The following is a 15,969-nucleotide window of genomic DNA, read 5'->3' on the forward strand; positions in this document are numbered from 1 at the left end:
GGGCGGGGGTGCGGGGAGGCCGGCCGGGGCGGCGGTCAGCGCGCATGGCGCCGGCGGAGGCCCTCGACGATGAAGGCGAGCGCGTCGGAGAAGTAGCGCTGCGTCTCGTGCAGGAAGTAGCGGGTGTTCTCGGCCTTGTCGACGCCGGCCGGGGTGAGGGTGATGCGCAGGGTCAGCGTCGGCCGGCCGGAGCCGTCGTCGCCCAGTTCGTTGACGATCTGCTCGATGCACGGGTCGTTCACCGGGCGGAACACCACCCGCTCGGGCTTCTCGAAGGTCACCCGCTCCTGCACCAGCTCGGTGTCGCGGACGGTGATCTCGCGCAGGAACCCGTCGTCGAAGCGCTCCAGGACACGGCAGCCGGTGACCGCCGGGACGTACGGGCTGGGGTTCTCGGCCTTGTGGACCAGTCCCTCCCAGACCGCGTCGGCGTCCGGTCCCGCAGCGTCCGGGTCCGGTCCGGCGACGGGCAGCGTCCAGCTGTAGGTGGCCATAAGGCGGTGCCTCCCTGGTTCGTGGATGGGGCCGATCCTGGCCGGTTCGCGGCCCTTGCGGCATCGCATGAACATGCGATCTCGGGCGGCGTCCGGGCGGGCGGCACAGCCGTCGCGAGCGGGCGCGCACCCGCCCGCGAGCGGCCCGGCGGGGCCCGGATGTCCGGAACCCGTCGGTCCGCTGCCGCTGTCCCCGGCCGGCTTCGGCGGCCGTACTGTACCGATCGGTCAAGACCGTGCTAGCTTTCAGTTATCGCCTCGACGCGCCGATCGCGCAGCGAAAGCGTTCAGATAATGGCCTTTTGCGGTTCTCGCGCAGGTCTCTCTGTGTTTCTTCTGCCCCTATCTGGAATGGATGTTCCGCTATGGGTTCCGTCCCCGTGGACGCCTCGGCCGGCAAGGCCCCGCCCCGGCTCCGGCCCGGGCCCGCCTTCGCGCTCCTGGGCGCCGTGCAGATCACCCTGATCGCGACGATCACCGTGATCACCGTGGCGCTGCCGATGATCCAGCGGGACCTGCGGCTCACCGACACCGACCTGGTCTTCGCCACCTCGGCCTACAGCCTGTCCTTCGGCGGGCTGCTGGTCCTGGGCGGCCGGCTGGCCGACCTGCTCGGCCACCGCCGGGTGTTCACCGCCGGCGTGGTCGTCTTCGGGGCGGCCTCGCTGGCCGCCGCGGCCGCCGGCTCCCTGTGGGTCCTGGTGGCCGCCCGGTTCGCCCAGGGGGTGGGGGCGGCGCTGGCCGCGCCGGCCGCGATGGCGCTGCTCGGCTCGGTCTACCCCGACCCGGCGCGGCGCACCCGGGCACTCGCGGTGTGGGGCGTGCTGGCCAGCATCGGGGCCAGCTCCGGCAACATCCTGTCCGGACTGATCCTGTCCTGGGTGGAGTGGCGCTGGGTGTTCGTCGCCCCGGCCGCCGTCTCCGCGGTGATCGTGCTCTGCTCGCCGCTGCTGCCCTCGGGGCCGGCCCGCCGGCCAGAGCGGCTCGACGTGCCCGGGGCCGTGCTGATCACCGCCGGACTGACCGCCTTCATCTTCGGCCTCGGCGAGTCGGACTGGCTCTGGGTGGGCGCCGGCGCCCTCGTCCTCGCGCTGTTCGCGGTGGTTCAGGCCCGCTCGTCGCGACCGCTGGTGCCCCCGGCGCTGCTGGCGTCCGGCCGCCGGCTGGCCGCGCTGCTGGCCATCGGCCTGACCGCCGCCGCGATGGCCACGTACTTCTTCGTCCTCGCGCTCTACTTCCAGAAGACCCTGCACTACTCGCCGGCCGCCACCTCGGCGGCCTTCCTCCCGCCGGTGCTCGCGGTGCTGTTCACCGCGGCGATGGGCGGCCGGGCCGCCCGCCGGCTCGGGCCCGCCGGGCTCACCGCCGCCGGGCTGGCGCTGGGCGCGGCCGGCCTGGGCGTCCTGTCCACGCTCGACGCCGACTCCTCCTACTGGGGCCTGCTCGTCGTCGGCATCACGCTCTTCCCGGTGGGCGCGGGCTTCACCTTCTCCGGGGCGACCGTCTGGGCCGTGGAGTGCACCGCGCCCGAGGAGGCCGGCCTGGTCGGCGGGGTCGTCAACACCGCCATGGAGGTCGGGCCCCCGGTCGGCCTGGCCGTCCTGGTGCCGCTCGCCGTGGCGCACGCCGCCGGCGGCGGGGGCGGGGCGGCCGCCGCACAGGCGAGCGGCTACGGCTTCGCCTTCGGCGTGGCCGCGACCGCCCTGGCGCTGGCCGCCGGGCTGGTCCTGCTCCAGCGCGGCCGCGGCGCCCGCACCGGCACCACCACCCGGCCCTCACCGGCCGCATCCGAGACCACCACGCAACACGACATCACCGAGAAACAGGGGAGTTCCTCATGACTGCACGCTTCACCGGCAAGGTCGTCCTGGTCACCGGCGCCGCCGGCGTGCTGGGCCGCACCACCGCCCAGGCCTTCGCCGCCGAAGGCGCGACCGTGGTCGTGGCCGACCTCGACGAGAACGGCGTCAACGAGACCGTCAAGCTCATCGAGACCGACGGCGGCACCGCCTCCGGCGTCGTCGTCGACGTCACCGACTCCGCCAGCGTCAAGGCGATGGTGGACCACGCCGTCTCCACCCACGGCGGCCTGCACGTCGCCTTCAACAACGCCGGCATCCTCGGCGGCGGCACCCCGGTCGGCGAGCACGACGAGGACGTCTGGAACAAGGTCCTCGCCGTCAACCTCACCGGCGTCTTCCTCGCCCTGAAGCACGAGACCGCGCACATGGCGGCCAACGGCGGCGGCGTCATCGTCAACACCGCCTCCAACCTGGGCGCCCACTGGCGGCTGGCCACCATGAGCGCCTACTCGACCTCCAAGGCCGGCGTCAGCTTCCTGACCCGCACCGCCGCGCGGGAGTACATCCAGCAGGGCGTGCGCATCAACGCCATCAGCCCCGGGCCGATCGACACCCCGATGTCCTACCTCCCGGGCGAGACCCGCGAGCAGCGCGACGCCCGGCTGGCGCCGACCGTGCCGCTGGGCCGGGTCGCCGACCCGCGCGAGGTGGCCAACGCGGTGCTGTGGCTGGCCTCCGAGGAGTCCTCCTTCGTGGTCGGCCACGACCACGTGATCGACGGCGGCGCCACCGCCTGACCGGGAGGAGCCGCACGGCGTCCGCAGGACGCCGTCACCAGGGGGGCCGCGCACGCCGCGGCCCCCTTCGGCGTGCCCGGACGCCGGCCCCGCCCCCTTGCCCCGGGTCGCCGACCTGACGAAGTCCTGCGGCGCTGACGAACCTGACCGCATCTGACGACATGACGGCTGCCTGACATTCTCCGCCGCGTGTGACGACATCCCCCGAACGGCTTTGCCGCCCGCCCCGGAAACAAGGCATTCTGTTCGTCGTAACCGCCCCGGAACGCGGACCCGTCAGGCATCCGCGAAGGGCGTGGCGCAAGTCGCCGAATTTCCCGGCGCAGCAACACGGAGAGCGAGTCGATGCAGACGCTCAAGGCGACGAGAAGGGCTCGTCCCACACGGTCCCGGTCGGGCTGGAACGCTTTGACACCAGCCGAGTTGCAGGTGGCGAAGCTGGTGGCGACGGGGCTGAGCAACCGGGCCGTGGCCGAAGAGCTGATGGTTTCCCCGCACACGGTCAACACGCATGTGAGAAACGCGTTCCTGAAACTCGACGTATCCACTCGGGTGCAGTTGACGCGCCACGTTCTGCTGCATGACGCAGACGTTTTCTGACCGTCTGTACATTCACGACGAAAGGACTTGGAATTCCATGTGCGGACTGGCCGGATGGGTGAGTTACGGGCGGGACCTGACCGAGGCGGCGGACGTCGCCGAGGCGATGACGCAGACCATGACCTGCCGCGGCCCGGACGACGGCGGCGTGTGGACCTCGCCCCGCGCGGTGCTGGGCCACCGCCGGCTCGCGGTGATCGACCTGGAGGGCGGCCGCCAGCCGATGGCCGCCGGCGACCGGAGCCAGCCCGTCATCACGTACACCGGCGAGGTCTACAACTTCACCGAGCTGCGCGCCGAGCTGGAATCCCTGGGGCACGTCTTCCGCACCACCAGCGACACCGAGGTGGTGCTGCGCGCCTACCTGGAGTGGGGCGCGTCCTTCGCCGAACGCCTCAACGGCATCTACGCGTTCGCCGTCTGGGACCCGCGCACCGAGGAACTCCTCCTGATCCGCGACCGGATGGGCGTCAAGCCGCTCTACTACTTCCCCACCGCCGACGGCGTGCTCTTCGGCTCCGAGCCGAAGGCGATCCTCGCCCACGACGAGGTGGACGCGGTCGTCGACGCCGAGGGCCTGCGCGAGATGTTCTCCATCGTCAAGACCCCCGGCCACGCCGTCTTCCAGGGCATGCGCGAGGTCCTGCCGGCCACCGTCGTGCGCTTCACCCGCGACGGGCACACCACCGACACCTACTGGCAGCTCACGGCCCGCGAGCACACCGACGACCTGCCCGCCACCGTCGCCCGGGTGCGGGAGCTGCTGGAGGACATCGTCGACCGGCAGCTCGTCGCGGACGTCACCGTCGGCACCCTGCTCTCCGGCGGCCTGGACTCCAGCGCCGTCACCGCGCTCGCCGCGGCCGCCCGCGCCCGGCGCGGCGTCACCGAGCCGATCCGCGCCTTCTCGGTGGACTTCGCCGGCCACGAGCAGCGCTTCGAGGCCAACGTGCAGTGGGAGGACCCCGACACCCCGTTCGCCGTCGAGGTGGCGGAGCGGGTCGGCGCGGAGCACATCATCGTCACCCTCGACAACGACGACATCCTCGACCCCCAGGTGCGCGGCGCGGTGCTGCGCGCGCAGGACCTCCCCGTCTCCACCGGCGACATGGAGTACTCGCTGTACCTGCTGTGCCGCGCGCTCAAGGAGCGCATGACGGTGGCGCTGTCCGGCGAGGCGGCCGACGAGCTGTTCGGCGGCTACACCTGGTTCCACGACAAGGAGGCCGTCGAGCTGGACAGCTTCCCCTGGCACCACCCCTTCGAGAAGGCCGGCGGCATCGGCGCGCTGCGCGAGGTCGGCCTCTGGGACCGGCTGGGCCTGGGCGACTACGTCAAGCGCCGCTACACCGAGGCCCTGGAGGAGGTCCCCCGGCTGCCCGGAGAGACCGGCCACGAGGCCCGGATGCGGGAGCTGACCTACCTCAACATCACCCGCTGGGAGAACTTCCTGCTGGACCGCAAGGACCGGGTCAGCATGGCGGTCAGCCTGGAGGTCCGCGTCCCCTTCACCGACCACCGGCTGGTCGAGTACGTCTACAACACCCCCTGGGCGATGAAGAACTTCGACGGCCGGGAGAAGAGCCTGCTGCGCGAGGCGATGCGCGGGGTGCTGCCGGACTCGGTCCTGGACCGCAAGAAGAACCCCTACCCCTCCACCCAGGACGGCAGCTACGAGACCGCCCTGCGCGGGCTGGTCGAGGACGTCCTGGCCGACGGGGACGCCCCGGTGTTCGCCATCGTCACCGAGCAGGAGGTGCGCCGTCTGCTGGACCGGCCCGCCGGCTCCTACGCGGTCGGCGGCCCCTGGAGCGCCCGCGCCGTCCTGGAGCGCCTGGTCGAGTTCAACACCTGGGTCACCGCCTACGACGTCCGCGTCGAACTCTGACCCGCCGCCCCGGGGCCGGCTCCGGGGAGCGGGCCGCGCCCGGCCCCGTACCGCCGCTTCCGCCGTACCCGCACCCGCCTTCCCGGCGCCGTCCCGCGACGGCGAGCCGGCCGCCTACCACCCCGTGGGGTTCCCGTGACCGACATGTCATCGCATCTGCGTGCCCTGCCCGCCCTCCAGCAGCCCGAGTGGTCCGACGAGGCCGCCGTGGCCCGGGTCCGCGACGAACTGGCGCACATGCCGCCGCTGGTCGACGCCGCGGACGTGCACAAGCTGAGCGAGCTGCTGATGGAGGCGGCCGCCGGGCACATCCGGATCGTCCAGTCCGGCGACTGCGCCGAGGATCCGGCCGAGTGCAACCCCTCCGACATCGCCCGCAAGGCCGCCCTGCTGGACGTGCTGGCCGGCACCATGAAGATGGTCTCGCTCCGGCCGGTGCTGCGGGTGGGCCGGCTGGCCGGCCAGTTCGGCAAGCCGCGCTCCAGCCCCACCGAGATCGTCGGCGACCGCGAACTGCCCGTCTACCGAGGGCACATGGTCAACCGGCCCGAGCCCGACCCGGAGGGCCGCCGCCCCGACCCGGCGCACCTGCTGTCCGGCTACCGCGCCGCCAGCGATGCCATGCACCACCTCGGCTGGCGCAACCCCCGCCGCCACCGCCTCGAACTGCCGGTGTGGACCAGCCACGAGGCGCTGCTGCTGGACTACGAGGTCCCGCTGCTGCGCCGCGAACCGGACGGCTCCCTGCTGCTGGCCTCCACCCACTGGCCGTGGATCGGCGAGCGCACCCGGCAGATCGACGGCGCGCACGTGGCGCTGCTCGCCGCCGTGAGCAACCCGGTCGCCTGCAAGGTCGGGCCCACCGTCTCCGCCGACGAACTGCTCGCCCTGTGCGAGAAGCTCGACCCCGCCCGCCGCCCCGGCCGGCTCACCCTGATCGCCCGGATGGGCGCGGACGCCGCCGCCGAGCGGCTGCCCTCGCTGGTACGGGCCGTCGCCGCCGCCGGGCACCCCGTCATCTGGCTCAGCGACCCCATGCACGGCAACACCGTGAGCGGCCCCGGCGGCCTGAAGACCCGCTTCCTGGAGACCGTCGTCCGCGAGATCGACGCCTTCCAGCAGGCGGTCGCCGACCACGGCGGCACGGCCGGCGGACTGCACCTGGAGACCACGCCGGAAGAGGTCACCGAGTGCGTGCGCAACGCCTCCTACCTCGACCGGGTCGGCGAGAAGTACCTGAGCTTCTGCGACCCGCGGCTCAACCCCGCACAGGCCGTCGAGGCGGTCTCGGCCTGGCGCGGCTGACCCCTCTTGCCCGCCGCTGTTGTTCGGAGGAAACCATGCAGGACAGGACCGCCCTGGTCACCGGGGCCGCCGGAGGCATCGGCGAAGCCGTCGTACGCGCCCTCGCCGAGCGCGGCGCCGCCGTCGCCGCGGTGGACCGCGACCCCGGCCGGCTCGCCGAGGCCGTCGGCCGGCTGACCGCCCGGGGACTGAAGGTCACCGCCGTCCCCGCCGACGTCTCCTCCAGCGCGGACGTCGACCGGGCCGTCGCCGGCGTCGAGGACGCCCTCGGACCGCTGGACTACCTGGTCAACGCCGCCGGTGTGCTGCGCCTGGGCGAGGCCCGCAAGCTCACCGACCAGGACTGGGCCGACACCTTCGCGGTCAACGCCACCGGCGTCTTCCACGTCTCGCGCGCCGTCGTGGACCGCATGGTCGCCCGCGGCGGCGGGGCGGTCGTCACCGTCGCCTCCAACGCGGCCGGCACCGCCCGCACCGAGATGGCCGCCTACGCCGCCTCCAAGGCCGCCGCCACGGCCTTCACCAAGTGCCTGGGCCTGGAGGTCGCCCCGCACGGCGTGCGCTGCAACGTGGTCGCCCCCGGCTCCACCGACACCCCGATGCTGCGCGGCATGCACGACGGCGACACCGCCGTCCGCCGCTCCGTCGACGGCACCCCCGCCGCCTTCCGGACCGGCATCCCGCTCGGCAAGGTCGCCCGGCCCGAGGACGTCGCCGAGGCGGTCGCCTTCCTGCTGTCCGACGAGGCCGGCCACATCACCCTGCACAGCCTGACCGTGGACGGCGGGGCGACGCTCGGTGTCCAGTAAGGAGACGACGGTGACCACCCAGCCCACCCCCGGCATCCCGCCCATCGACACCTACCTGATGCCCACCGAGGGAGACCTGCCGCCCAGCACCGTCTCCTGGACCCCCGACCCGCGCCGCGCCGTCCTGCTCGTCCACGACATGCAGCGCTACTTCCTGCGGCCCTTCGCCGGCGGCGACAGCCCCGGCGGCCCCCTGGTCGGCAACGCCGCCCTGCTGCGCGAGCGCTGCGCCGACGCCGGCATCCCGGTCGCGTACACCGCGCAGCCCGGCGACATGAGCGTCGAACAGCGCGGACTGCTCCGCGACTTCTGGGGCCCCGGCATGCGCACCGCCCCCGAGGACCGCCGGGTCGTCGACGACCTCGCGCCCGCCCCCGGCGACTGGATGCTCACCAAATGGCGCTACAGCGCCTTCGTCCGCACCGACCTGCTGGAGCGGATGCGCGCCGAAGGCCGCGACCAGATCATCATCTGCGGCGTCTACGCCCACGTCGGCGTCCTGATGAGCGCCGTGGACGCCTTCACCCACGACATCCAGCCCTTCCTGGCCGCGGACGCCGTCGCGGACTTCTCCGCCGACTACCACCGCCTCGCCCTCACCTACGCCGCCGAGCGCTGCGCCCGGGTGGCCACCACCAAGCAGTTGCTGACGGAGCTGGAGGACGCCAGGTGACCGGTCCGCACCCCGCCGCGCCGCACCACCCCGACCTGCTGGCGCGGATCATCGAGGGCGACCCGCCCGCGTACGCCCTGCTGCACCGGCCGCACACCGCCGGACCCGGTGTCGTGGAGGTGCTGGCCGGCGACGTCACCGCCTGCGCCGCGCTCGCCGACGTCCCCCTGCCGGAAGGAGCGGGGGAGGGGCCCGGCGGGCACGAGGTGCTGGCCCTGCTGCCCTACCGGCAGCTCGCCGAACGCGGCTTCGCGGCCGTCGACGACGGCGAACCGCTGCTGGTCCTCACCGTCGCCGCCCAGGACGCGCTGCCGCTCGCCGAGACCCTGCGCAGGCTGCCCGACGGGCCCGTCCACCTCACCGGCGGCGGCTTCGACACCGACGACGACGCCTACGCCGCCACCGTGCGGCGGGTCATCGCCGAGGAGATCGGCACCGGCGAGGGCGCCAACTTCGTCATCAAGCGGAACTTCACCGCCGACATCACCGGCTACACGCCCGCCGCCGCGCTGTCGTGCTTCCGGCGGCTGCTGGAACGCGAGACCGGCGCCTACTGGACCTTCCTCATCCACACCGGCGACCGCACCTTCGTCGGCGCCACCCCCGAACGGCACGTCAGCCTGCACGACGGCACCGCCGTGATGAACCCCATCAGCGGCACCTACCGCTACCCCGCCGACGGCCCCGCGCTCGACGGCGTCCTCGACTTCCTCGGCGACCCCAAGGAGACCGACGAGCTGTACATGGTCGTCGACGAGGAACTGAAGATGATGGCCCGCATCTGCGAGAGCGGCGGCCGGGTCACCGGCCCCCACCTCAAGGAGATGGCGCGCCTCGCGCACACCGAGTACTTCATCGAGGGCCGCACCGGCCTCGACGTGCGCGACATCCTGCGCGAGACGCTGTTCGCGCCCACCGTCACCGGCTCTCCGCTGGAGAGCGCCGCCAAGGTCATCAGCCGCCACGAGCCCGCCGGCCGCGGCTACTACAGCGGCGTCGCCGCCCTCATCGGCCGGGACGCCGCCGGTCGGCGCGAGATGGACTCCGGCATCCTCATCCGCACCGCCGACATCGACCGCCGCGGCAGACTGCGCATCGGCGTCGGGGCGACCCTGGTCCGCCACTCCGACCCGGAGTCCGAGGTCGCCGAGACCCGCGCCAAGGCCGCCGGGCTGCTCGCCGCCCTGGACGGCGGCGCCTCCACCCGGCTCGCCACCCAGCCGCAGGTCCTGCGCGCACTGGCCCGGCGCAACGACACCATCGCCGACTTCTGGCTGACCGGGGACCCGGCCGGCGCCGCCGCGGACGCCGCCGCACTGGCCGGCCGCAGCGTGCTCGTCGTCGACGCCGAGGACACCTTCACCTCCATGATCGGCCACCAGCTCACCTCGCTGGGCCTGACCGTCACCGTGCGCCGCTTCGACGAGCCCTACGACCCCGACGCCCACGACCTGGTCATCATGGGCCCCGGCCCCGGCGACCCGCGCGCGACCGGCGACCCCAAGATCGCCCACCTGCGCGGCGCGGTGACCCGGCTCCTGGAGAGCCGCCGGCCCTTCATGGCCGTCTGCCTCAGCCACCAGGTCCTCGCCACCCTGCTCGGCCTGCCGCTGGTCCGCCTGGAGGTGCCCAACCAGGGCGTGCAGCGCGAGATCGACCTCTTCGGCAGGCCCGAGCGGGTCGGCTTCTACAACACGTTCACCGCCCGCAGCGACGCCGACAAGACCGAGCACCCGGTGCGCGGCGTCGTCGAGGTCTGCCGCGACCCCGGCAGCGGCCAGGTGCACGCCCTGCGCGGCGCCGGCTTCGCCTCCGCCCAGTTCCACGCCGAGTCGCTGCTCTCCCAGCACGGCGTGGCCATCACCGCGTCCCTGCTGAAGGAGGTGCTGCGCTCATGCACGCCGTGATCGTCTGGTGGGACCTGGAAGGGTCCGCGCAGACTGTGGAGTCCCTGCGCCCGTTCCTGCGCGACGAGGCCGTCGACCGCTTCGCCCGGGTGCCCGGCCTGCGGCTGAAGCTCTGGCTGTCCGACAGCGAGCGGCAACGCTGGGGCGCCCTGCTGCTGTGGGAGTCCGCCGAGGCCGCCGCCGTGGAGCTGGCCCCCCGGGCCGCCGAGGTCATCGGCCACCCGCCGGCCGAGGTGACCGCCTTCGACGTCGAGGCCACCGTGGAGGGGATGTTCTCGGCCGCCACCGGCCTGCTCGCCGGACACGGGCTGGCCCTGGAGGACGGCGCGCTCACCGGACCCGCGAACGCACCCGTACGACCCGGAAGGGACGGCTGACACACCATGGCGAGGATCATCGTCGCCGGCGGCGGCATCGGCGGACTGGCCGCCGCCCTCGGCGTCGCAGCACAGGGACACCACGTCACCGTGCTGGAACGCCGCCCGGCCTTCGAGGAGCTGGGCGCCGGCATCCAGCTCGGCCCCAACGCCTTCTGGGCCCTGGACCGCCTCGGAGTGGGCGAGGGCGTCCGCGCCCAGGCCGTGTTCATCGACGAACTGCGCCTGATGGACGGCACCTCCGACGCCTGCCTCGCCCGCATGCCGCTCACCGACGCCTACCGCGCCCGGTTCGGCAACCCCTACGCCGTGGTCCACCGAGGCGACCTGTACGAGGCGCTGCTGTCGGCCTGCCGGGCCGCCCCGGGCGTCACCCTGACCTCCGGGGCCGCGGTCACCGGATACACCCAGGACGCCGCCGGCGTCACCGTCGCCCTGGCCGGCGGCGAGGCGCTCACCGGCGACGCGCTCATCGGCGCGGACGGCATCCGCTCGGTCGTCCGAGCCCAGTTGGTCGGCGACGGCGACCCGAGGGTGTCCGGGCACACCATCTACCGCTCCGTCATCCCCATCGAGAAGGTGCCCGAGGACCTGCGCTTCAACGCGGTCACCCTGTGGGCCGGCCCCGCCTGGCACGTCGTCCACTACACCATCGGCGGCGGCCGCTTCCTCAACCTGGCCGCCACCCGCGACGACGGCGCGACCGTGCCCGTCGCCGGCGACCCGGCCGAACGCGACCGGGTGCTGGCCGAGTTCCCCGGTCTCGGCGACGTCCCCCGCACGCTGCTGGAGCTGGCCGAGGAGTGGCGCACCTGGGTGCTGTGCGACCGCGACCCGGTCGGGACCTGGACCGACGGACGGGTGGCGCTGCTCGGCGACGCCGCCCACCCGATGCTCCAGTACGCCGCCCAGGGCGCCTGCATGGCCCTGGAGGACGCCGTGGTCCTCGGCCGGCTCCTGGACCGCGAGACCGGGCCGGACACCGTCGCCACCCGACTGGAGAAGTACGCCGCCGAGCGCCGCGACCGCACCGCCGAGGCCCAGCTCGTGGCCCGCGAGATGGGCCGGCAGCTCTACCACGCCGCCGGCGACGCGGCCCGCGCCCGCGACGCCATGCTGGCCGCGCTCTCCGAGAGCGACCTGCACGGCAAGGTCGACTGGCTGCACGGCTTCCGCGACGCCGACGCCTCCCCCGAGGAGGCCGCAGCGGCCGCCGCACCCCGCTGAGCGGCCCGTATCGGGGACACGCGTGTGCGACTGTCAGTCGCTCGTGATAGTCACTACCTGCACGGGGGCGGTGAACGACGGCCCTCGCGAACGTTGAACGCAGGGGGGTCGTCGTGGCGTTGCTCCAAGGGGTGGGCGGTCGCTGAAGCGGTGGGCGGGGTTCGGGTTCCCCGGCGCCCGGGTCCACCAGGACTACGCGGACGCCGAGATCGCCCGCATCACCGAGGCCGCCGAGGCCGGGGACTGGCCGGCGGTACGGGACCAGTTGGCCGCCCACCCCGAGGAAGCCGACCGCACCTGGCTGCTGAACGCCGTGGCCGGCGCCGCCGGGGTGGAGCGGTGGATACCGAAGGCGCTGGCCGCCGAACCGGACTCCGCCCTGCCGCTGCTCGTCGCCGGCGCGCGCCACGTCTCCTGGGGCTGGGAGGCCCGGACCGGGGCCACAGCCGACCACGTCAGCCGCGAGCAGTTCGCCGCCTTCCACGAGCGGCTGCGCGTCGCCGAGGACTGGCTCTACCAGGCCGCCGAGCGCGAGCCCACCTGGGCCTCCCCCTGGTACTGCCTCCAGAAGAGCGGCCGCGGCCTCCAGGTCGGGCCCGCCGTGGCCCGCCGCCGCTTCGAGGCCGCCGTGCGCCGCCACCCGCACCACCTGGGCGCGCACCAGCAGCAGTTGCAGCAGCTCTGCGCGAAGTGGAGCGGCTCCCACGAGGAGATGCACGCCTTCGCCCGCCGGTCCGTGGCGGAGGCCCCCGGCGGCAGCTGGCTGGGCAAGCTCGTGGCCGTCGCGCACATCGAGCACTGGCTCTCCCTGGACGACGGACCGGACACCGCCTACATCCAGCGGCCCGAGGTGGTCGCCGAGCTGCGCGAGGCCGCCGAGCACTCCATCTGGCACCCCGGCTTCGACCTCGGCCAGGCGTGGGTGCAGGTGCACAACGCCTTCGCGCTCGCCTTCTCCCTGGCCGGCGACCGGGACAGCGCCCGCCGCTGCTTCGAGGCCACCCACGGCATCGTCACGCCCTTCCCCTGGGAGTACGTCGACGCCGGCGACCCGGCCGAGCCCTACCGCAGGTACCGCGCCGCGGCCGGCTGAGCCCGCCCGGCCGTCCAGGCCGCCCGTACGCCGCGGGCCGCCCGCCCGCCGCGCCGCCTCGGCGCGCCCGCGCACCGAGACGACGCGGACGGCCGCCCTCTCCCGCACCCCGCACGTGTTCGTCAACGTCCCGCCGTCCGCCGGCGGCGCGCCTACCGAGGGAAGCCACCAGGTGCCCCACTCCCCACAGTCCGAGTCCGCCCACACCTTCCAGGTCGACCTGCGCGGCCTGGTGGACCTGCTGTCCCACCACCTCTACTCCAGCCCACGCGTCTACCTGCGGGAACTGCTACAGAACGCGGTGGACGCCATCACCGCCCGGCGGGCCGCCGACCCGGCCGCCCCGGCCCGCATCACCGTGCGCACCGGCGACGGGCTCACCGTCACCGACACCGGCGTCGGACTGACCGAGACCGACGTGCACCGCTTCCTCGCCACCATCGGCCGCAGCTCCAAGCGCACCGCCGACGGCGGCCTGGACGGCGCGGGACTCGACGCCGCCCGCGGCGAGTTCATCGGCCAGTTCGGCATCGGCCTGCTCGCCTGCTTCGTCGTAGCCGACGAGATCACCGTCCTCAGCCGCCCGGCCGGCGACCCGGCCGCCCCCGCCGTCGAATGGCGCGGCCACTCCGACGGCCGCTACACCATCCGCACCCTGCCCGCCTCCGCCATGCCCGAGCCCGGCACCACCGTGCGGCTCACCCCGCGCGCCGACAACGCCGAGTGGACCGGCCACGACCGGGTCGTCCCCCTCGCCCGGCACTACGGCGGGCTGCCGCCTCCGGCCGCCTCTGGCGCGGCACCCGGCACCGGGCCGTGCTCGCCCAGGTGCTGCTCGCCCAGGACCAGCCCGAGGAGGCCGTGGAGCTGCTGCACCAGGCCGTCGCCGAGGCGATCCGCCACGACGACGCCGCCTTCCCGCTCGCCCCGACCTACGCGCTGCTCGGCCACGCCGGCTCGCACACCGGGGGCGTCGCCGGCGCGGTGCGGCCACCTCTCCGAGGCCGCCGCCCGCTTCGACCGGTCCGGTGAGGCCGCCGACGCCGCCGACACCCGGATGCGGCTCGCCGACCTGCTGGCCCGCAGCGGCGCCCACGCCGACGCGGTCGCCGTGCTGGAGTCCGTGGTCGCCGGCGAAGGGGCGACGGCCTGGACGAGCGGCTGCTGGCCCAGGCCCGGCTCACCCTCGGCCGCGGGCTGCGGGAGCTGGAGGAGTACCGGGAGGCCGCCGAGCACCTGCTGAGGCTGGCCGACACCGTGTCCGCCTGGGACGACGACCGGGCCGTCCTCACCCTGGTCGCCGCCGAGGCCGCCGTCACCCTGGCGATGGCCGGCGACTGGGACGCGGCCGGCGCCGCCTACCGGCGCGCGGTGGCCGCGCACGCCGAGGCGCCCAACCCGCGGGTGACCGCCCATACGATGCGCGAGTTCGCCCGGCTGACCATGACCGCCCGGGGCGCCGAGGACGGCCTGGAGGCGGCGCTCGCCCACCTCGCCGACGCCGACCGGGTGGGCGCCGCCCTGCCGGCGGACGCCGGGGACCACCAGCGCTGGTACGAGCAGGGGTCCACCCACTACCGCCGCGGCCGGGTGCTGGCGGAGGCCGAGCGGTTCGCCGAGGCGCTGGCGGAGCTGGAGGCCGCGGTCGCCGCGCACGAACGCGTCGGCGAGGAGGGCGAGGCGCCCCGGGCCGAGGCGGTCCGCGTCGCCGGGCTGGTCGAGGGCGACGGCCTGGGCCGCCACGCCGCCGCGGAGGCCCGGCTCACCGTGGCCGCGGCCCGCTGCGACCGGGCCGGCCTCGCCGAGGCGGCGCGCGTCCTGCGGGCCACCGCCGAGTCCCTGGCCGCCCGGGCGCCGGCCGCCGGGTGAGGCGGTCCGCTCACCGCCGTCCGGCGGCCTCCTGGTCGGGGGCCATCAGGGACGCGGTGAGCGGCAGCCTCGCCAGCGCCACCGCGCCGGTCGCGATCAGCGCGAGCCCGGCCAGCTCGGGCACCAGCCACCACCCGGTGCGGACGCTCTCCTCGTACAGCACCACCCCGAAGGTGAGGCTGAGCAGGGCGTCCCCCAGGGTGATGGCGGGCTGCGAGGCGACCAGCGGGCCGGACTGGAGGGCGTGCCCCAGCAGGAACAGCGCGCCCGCGCCGGCCACCGCGAAGGCGTACGTCTGCCAGGCGGTGAGGAAGGCGCCCAGACCCTCCAGGTCCAGGATGTGCATGGCCTGCTTCATCAGCGCGGCGGTCAGCGCGTAGCTGATCGCGGTGGCCAGGCCCAGGCAGGCCGCCCGCGTCCGGCCGTGCGGCCGCCGCAGCCCCACCGTGATCAGCACGGCGACCAGCGCCGCGCACACCGGCAGGGTGACCGCCCAGCGGGAGATCGGCACATGGGTGCGGTTCCCGGTCGGGTCGGCCGCGGCCAGGCCCACGCCGAGGCCGACCACCACCGCGCCCACCGCCGCCCAGGCCGGCCGCGGCAGCCCGCTGCGGCTCAGCAGCGAGGCGATGACCAGGGCGAACGGCAGCTCCAGCACGAACAGCGGCTGCACGATGGTCAGCGGCCCGGTGGCCAGCGCGGCGGCCTGGCAGACCGCCGACACCAGGACCGCCGCCATCCCGGCCAGCCACACCGGGCGGCGCGCCAGATCCCGCAGCAGGCCCAGCCGCAGCCCCTGGGAGCTGGGCACGCTCAGGGCCGCCATCCGCTGTAGGACGGTGGCGAAGGCGTTGGCCAGCGCGGTGCACAGGGCGAGGACGACCGGGAGCAGGGTACGCACGGGTGAGCCTTCCGACGCTCGGCGGTCGCCGACCGGGCGGCCGGGGCCGGCACCGGCCGCCGCCCCCTTCGGCGGCGCCCGGTCCTGCCATGATCGGCCCGCCCCGCCGCCCCCGCGATCCGACGGCGGGGAGCGGGGGAGGCCGCGCCCCCGCGATCCGGCCGAGCGTCCGGGGAGCCGGACCCCGGGCACGCCACCGCCCCGGGCGGGCGGGCCGGCCGGGGCGG

Annotated in this window: 14 protein-coding genes and 1 pseudogene; 13 read left to right on the plus strand and 2 right to left on the minus strand. The window is 74.7% G+C overall.

The features are described from left to right. Positions 1-35: 35 nt before the first annotated feature. A complete protein-coding gene (locus C6N75_RS25190; protein ID WP_105871178.1) occupies positions 36-494 on the minus strand; it encodes an AtaL-like protein in 459 nt (152 codons plus the stop codon). Positions 495-859: 365 nt separating this feature from the next. Here C6N75_RS25190 and C6N75_RS25195 point away from each other — a divergent pair, with 365 nt between their 5' ends. From C6N75_RS25195 to C6N75_RS25255, 13 genes and pseudogenes are all read left to right on the plus strand, one after another. Next, a complete protein-coding gene (locus C6N75_RS25195; protein ID WP_105871179.1) occupies positions 860-2,335 on the plus strand; it encodes an MFS transporter in 1,476 nt (491 codons plus the stop codon). Further along, entirely contained in the window at positions 2,332-3,093 is a 762-nt protein-coding gene (locus C6N75_RS25200) for an SDR family NAD(P)-dependent oxidoreductase (protein ID WP_105871180.1), read from the plus strand. The genes C6N75_RS25195 and C6N75_RS25200 overlap by 4 nt, the downstream gene beginning before the upstream one ends. A 345-nt stretch (positions 3,094-3,438) precedes the next feature. Then, positions 3,439-3,693, plus strand: a complete 255-nt coding sequence (locus tag C6N75_RS25205) for a response regulator transcription factor (RefSeq protein WP_105871181.1) — start codon at positions 3,439-3,441, stop codon at positions 3,691-3,693. 37 nt (positions 3,694-3,730) lie between these two features. Continuing rightward, positions 3,731-5,581 (plus strand): asparagine synthase (glutamine-hydrolyzing), encoded by a 1,851-nt coding sequence (gene asnB / locus C6N75_RS25210; protein WP_105871182.1) that lies wholly within the window; start codon positions 3,731-3,733, stop codon positions 5,579-5,581. A 144-nt stretch (positions 5,582-5,725) separates the two neighbouring features. Continuing rightward, positions 5,726-6,886 carry a 3-deoxy-7-phosphoheptulonate synthase gene (locus C6N75_RS25215; protein WP_105871190.1) on the plus strand — a complete coding sequence of 387 codons (1,161 nt, stop codon included), beginning with the start codon at positions 5,726-5,728 and terminating at the stop codon, positions 6,884-6,886. A 35-nt stretch (positions 6,887-6,921) separates the two neighbouring features. Then, positions 6,922-7,695, plus strand: a complete 774-nt coding sequence (locus C6N75_RS25220; protein ID WP_105871183.1) for a 2,3-dihydro-2,3-dihydroxybenzoate dehydrogenase — start codon at positions 6,922-6,924, stop codon at positions 7,693-7,695. A 58-nt stretch (positions 7,696-7,753) separates the two neighbouring features. After that, the gene (locus tag C6N75_RS25225) at positions 7,754-8,368 is read left to right on the plus strand and encodes an isochorismatase family protein (protein WP_105871191.1); all 615 of its coding nucleotides are present in this window, start codon (positions 7,754-7,756) and stop codon (positions 8,366-8,368) included. Continuing rightward, complete coding sequence (locus C6N75_RS25230; protein ID WP_105871184.1) at positions 8,365-10,275, plus strand: anthranilate synthase family protein; 1,911 nt, start codon at positions 8,365-8,367, stop codon at positions 10,273-10,275. Before C6N75_RS25225 ends, C6N75_RS25230 begins: the two co-directional genes overlap by 4 nt. Continuing rightward, a complete protein-coding gene (locus C6N75_RS25235; RefSeq protein WP_105871185.1) occupies positions 10,263-10,652 on the plus strand; it encodes a hypothetical protein in 390 nt (129 codons plus the stop codon). The genes C6N75_RS25230 and C6N75_RS25235 overlap by 13 nt, the downstream gene beginning before the upstream one ends. A 6-nt stretch (positions 10,653-10,658) precedes the next feature. After that, complete coding sequence (locus C6N75_RS25240; RefSeq protein ID WP_105871186.1) at positions 10,659-11,879, plus strand: 3-hydroxybenzoate 6-monooxygenase; 1,221 nt, start codon at positions 10,659-10,661, stop codon at positions 11,877-11,879. Between the two features lie 265 nt (positions 11,880-12,144). Continuing rightward, positions 12,145-12,972, plus strand: coding sequence for a hypothetical protein (locus C6N75_RS25245; RefSeq protein ID WP_258177605.1), 828 nt, complete (start codon positions 12,145-12,147; stop codon positions 12,970-12,972). 172 nt (positions 12,973-13,144) lie between these two features. Next, a pseudogene (locus C6N75_RS25250) lies at positions 13,145-13,747 on the plus strand (ATP-binding protein); the annotation flags it as partial. Between the two features lie 482 nt (positions 13,748-14,229). Next, positions 14,230-14,841, plus strand: coding sequence for a hypothetical protein (locus tag C6N75_RS25255; RefSeq protein ID WP_105871188.1), 612 nt, complete (start codon positions 14,230-14,232; stop codon positions 14,839-14,841). 10 nt (positions 14,842-14,851) lie between these two features. On the opposite strand, the gene C6N75_RS25260 is transcribed toward C6N75_RS25255, so the two are convergent. Next, a complete protein-coding gene (locus tag C6N75_RS25260) occupies positions 14,852-15,742 on the minus strand; it encodes a DMT family transporter (protein WP_105871189.1) in 891 nt (296 codons plus the stop codon). Between the last annotated feature and the right edge of the window lie 227 nt (positions 15,743-15,969).

The organism is Streptomyces solincola (assembly GCF_002982015.1).
GTDB classification, from domain to species: domain Bacteria; phylum Actinomycetota; class Actinomycetes; order Streptomycetales; family Streptomycetaceae; genus Streptomyces; species Streptomyces solincola.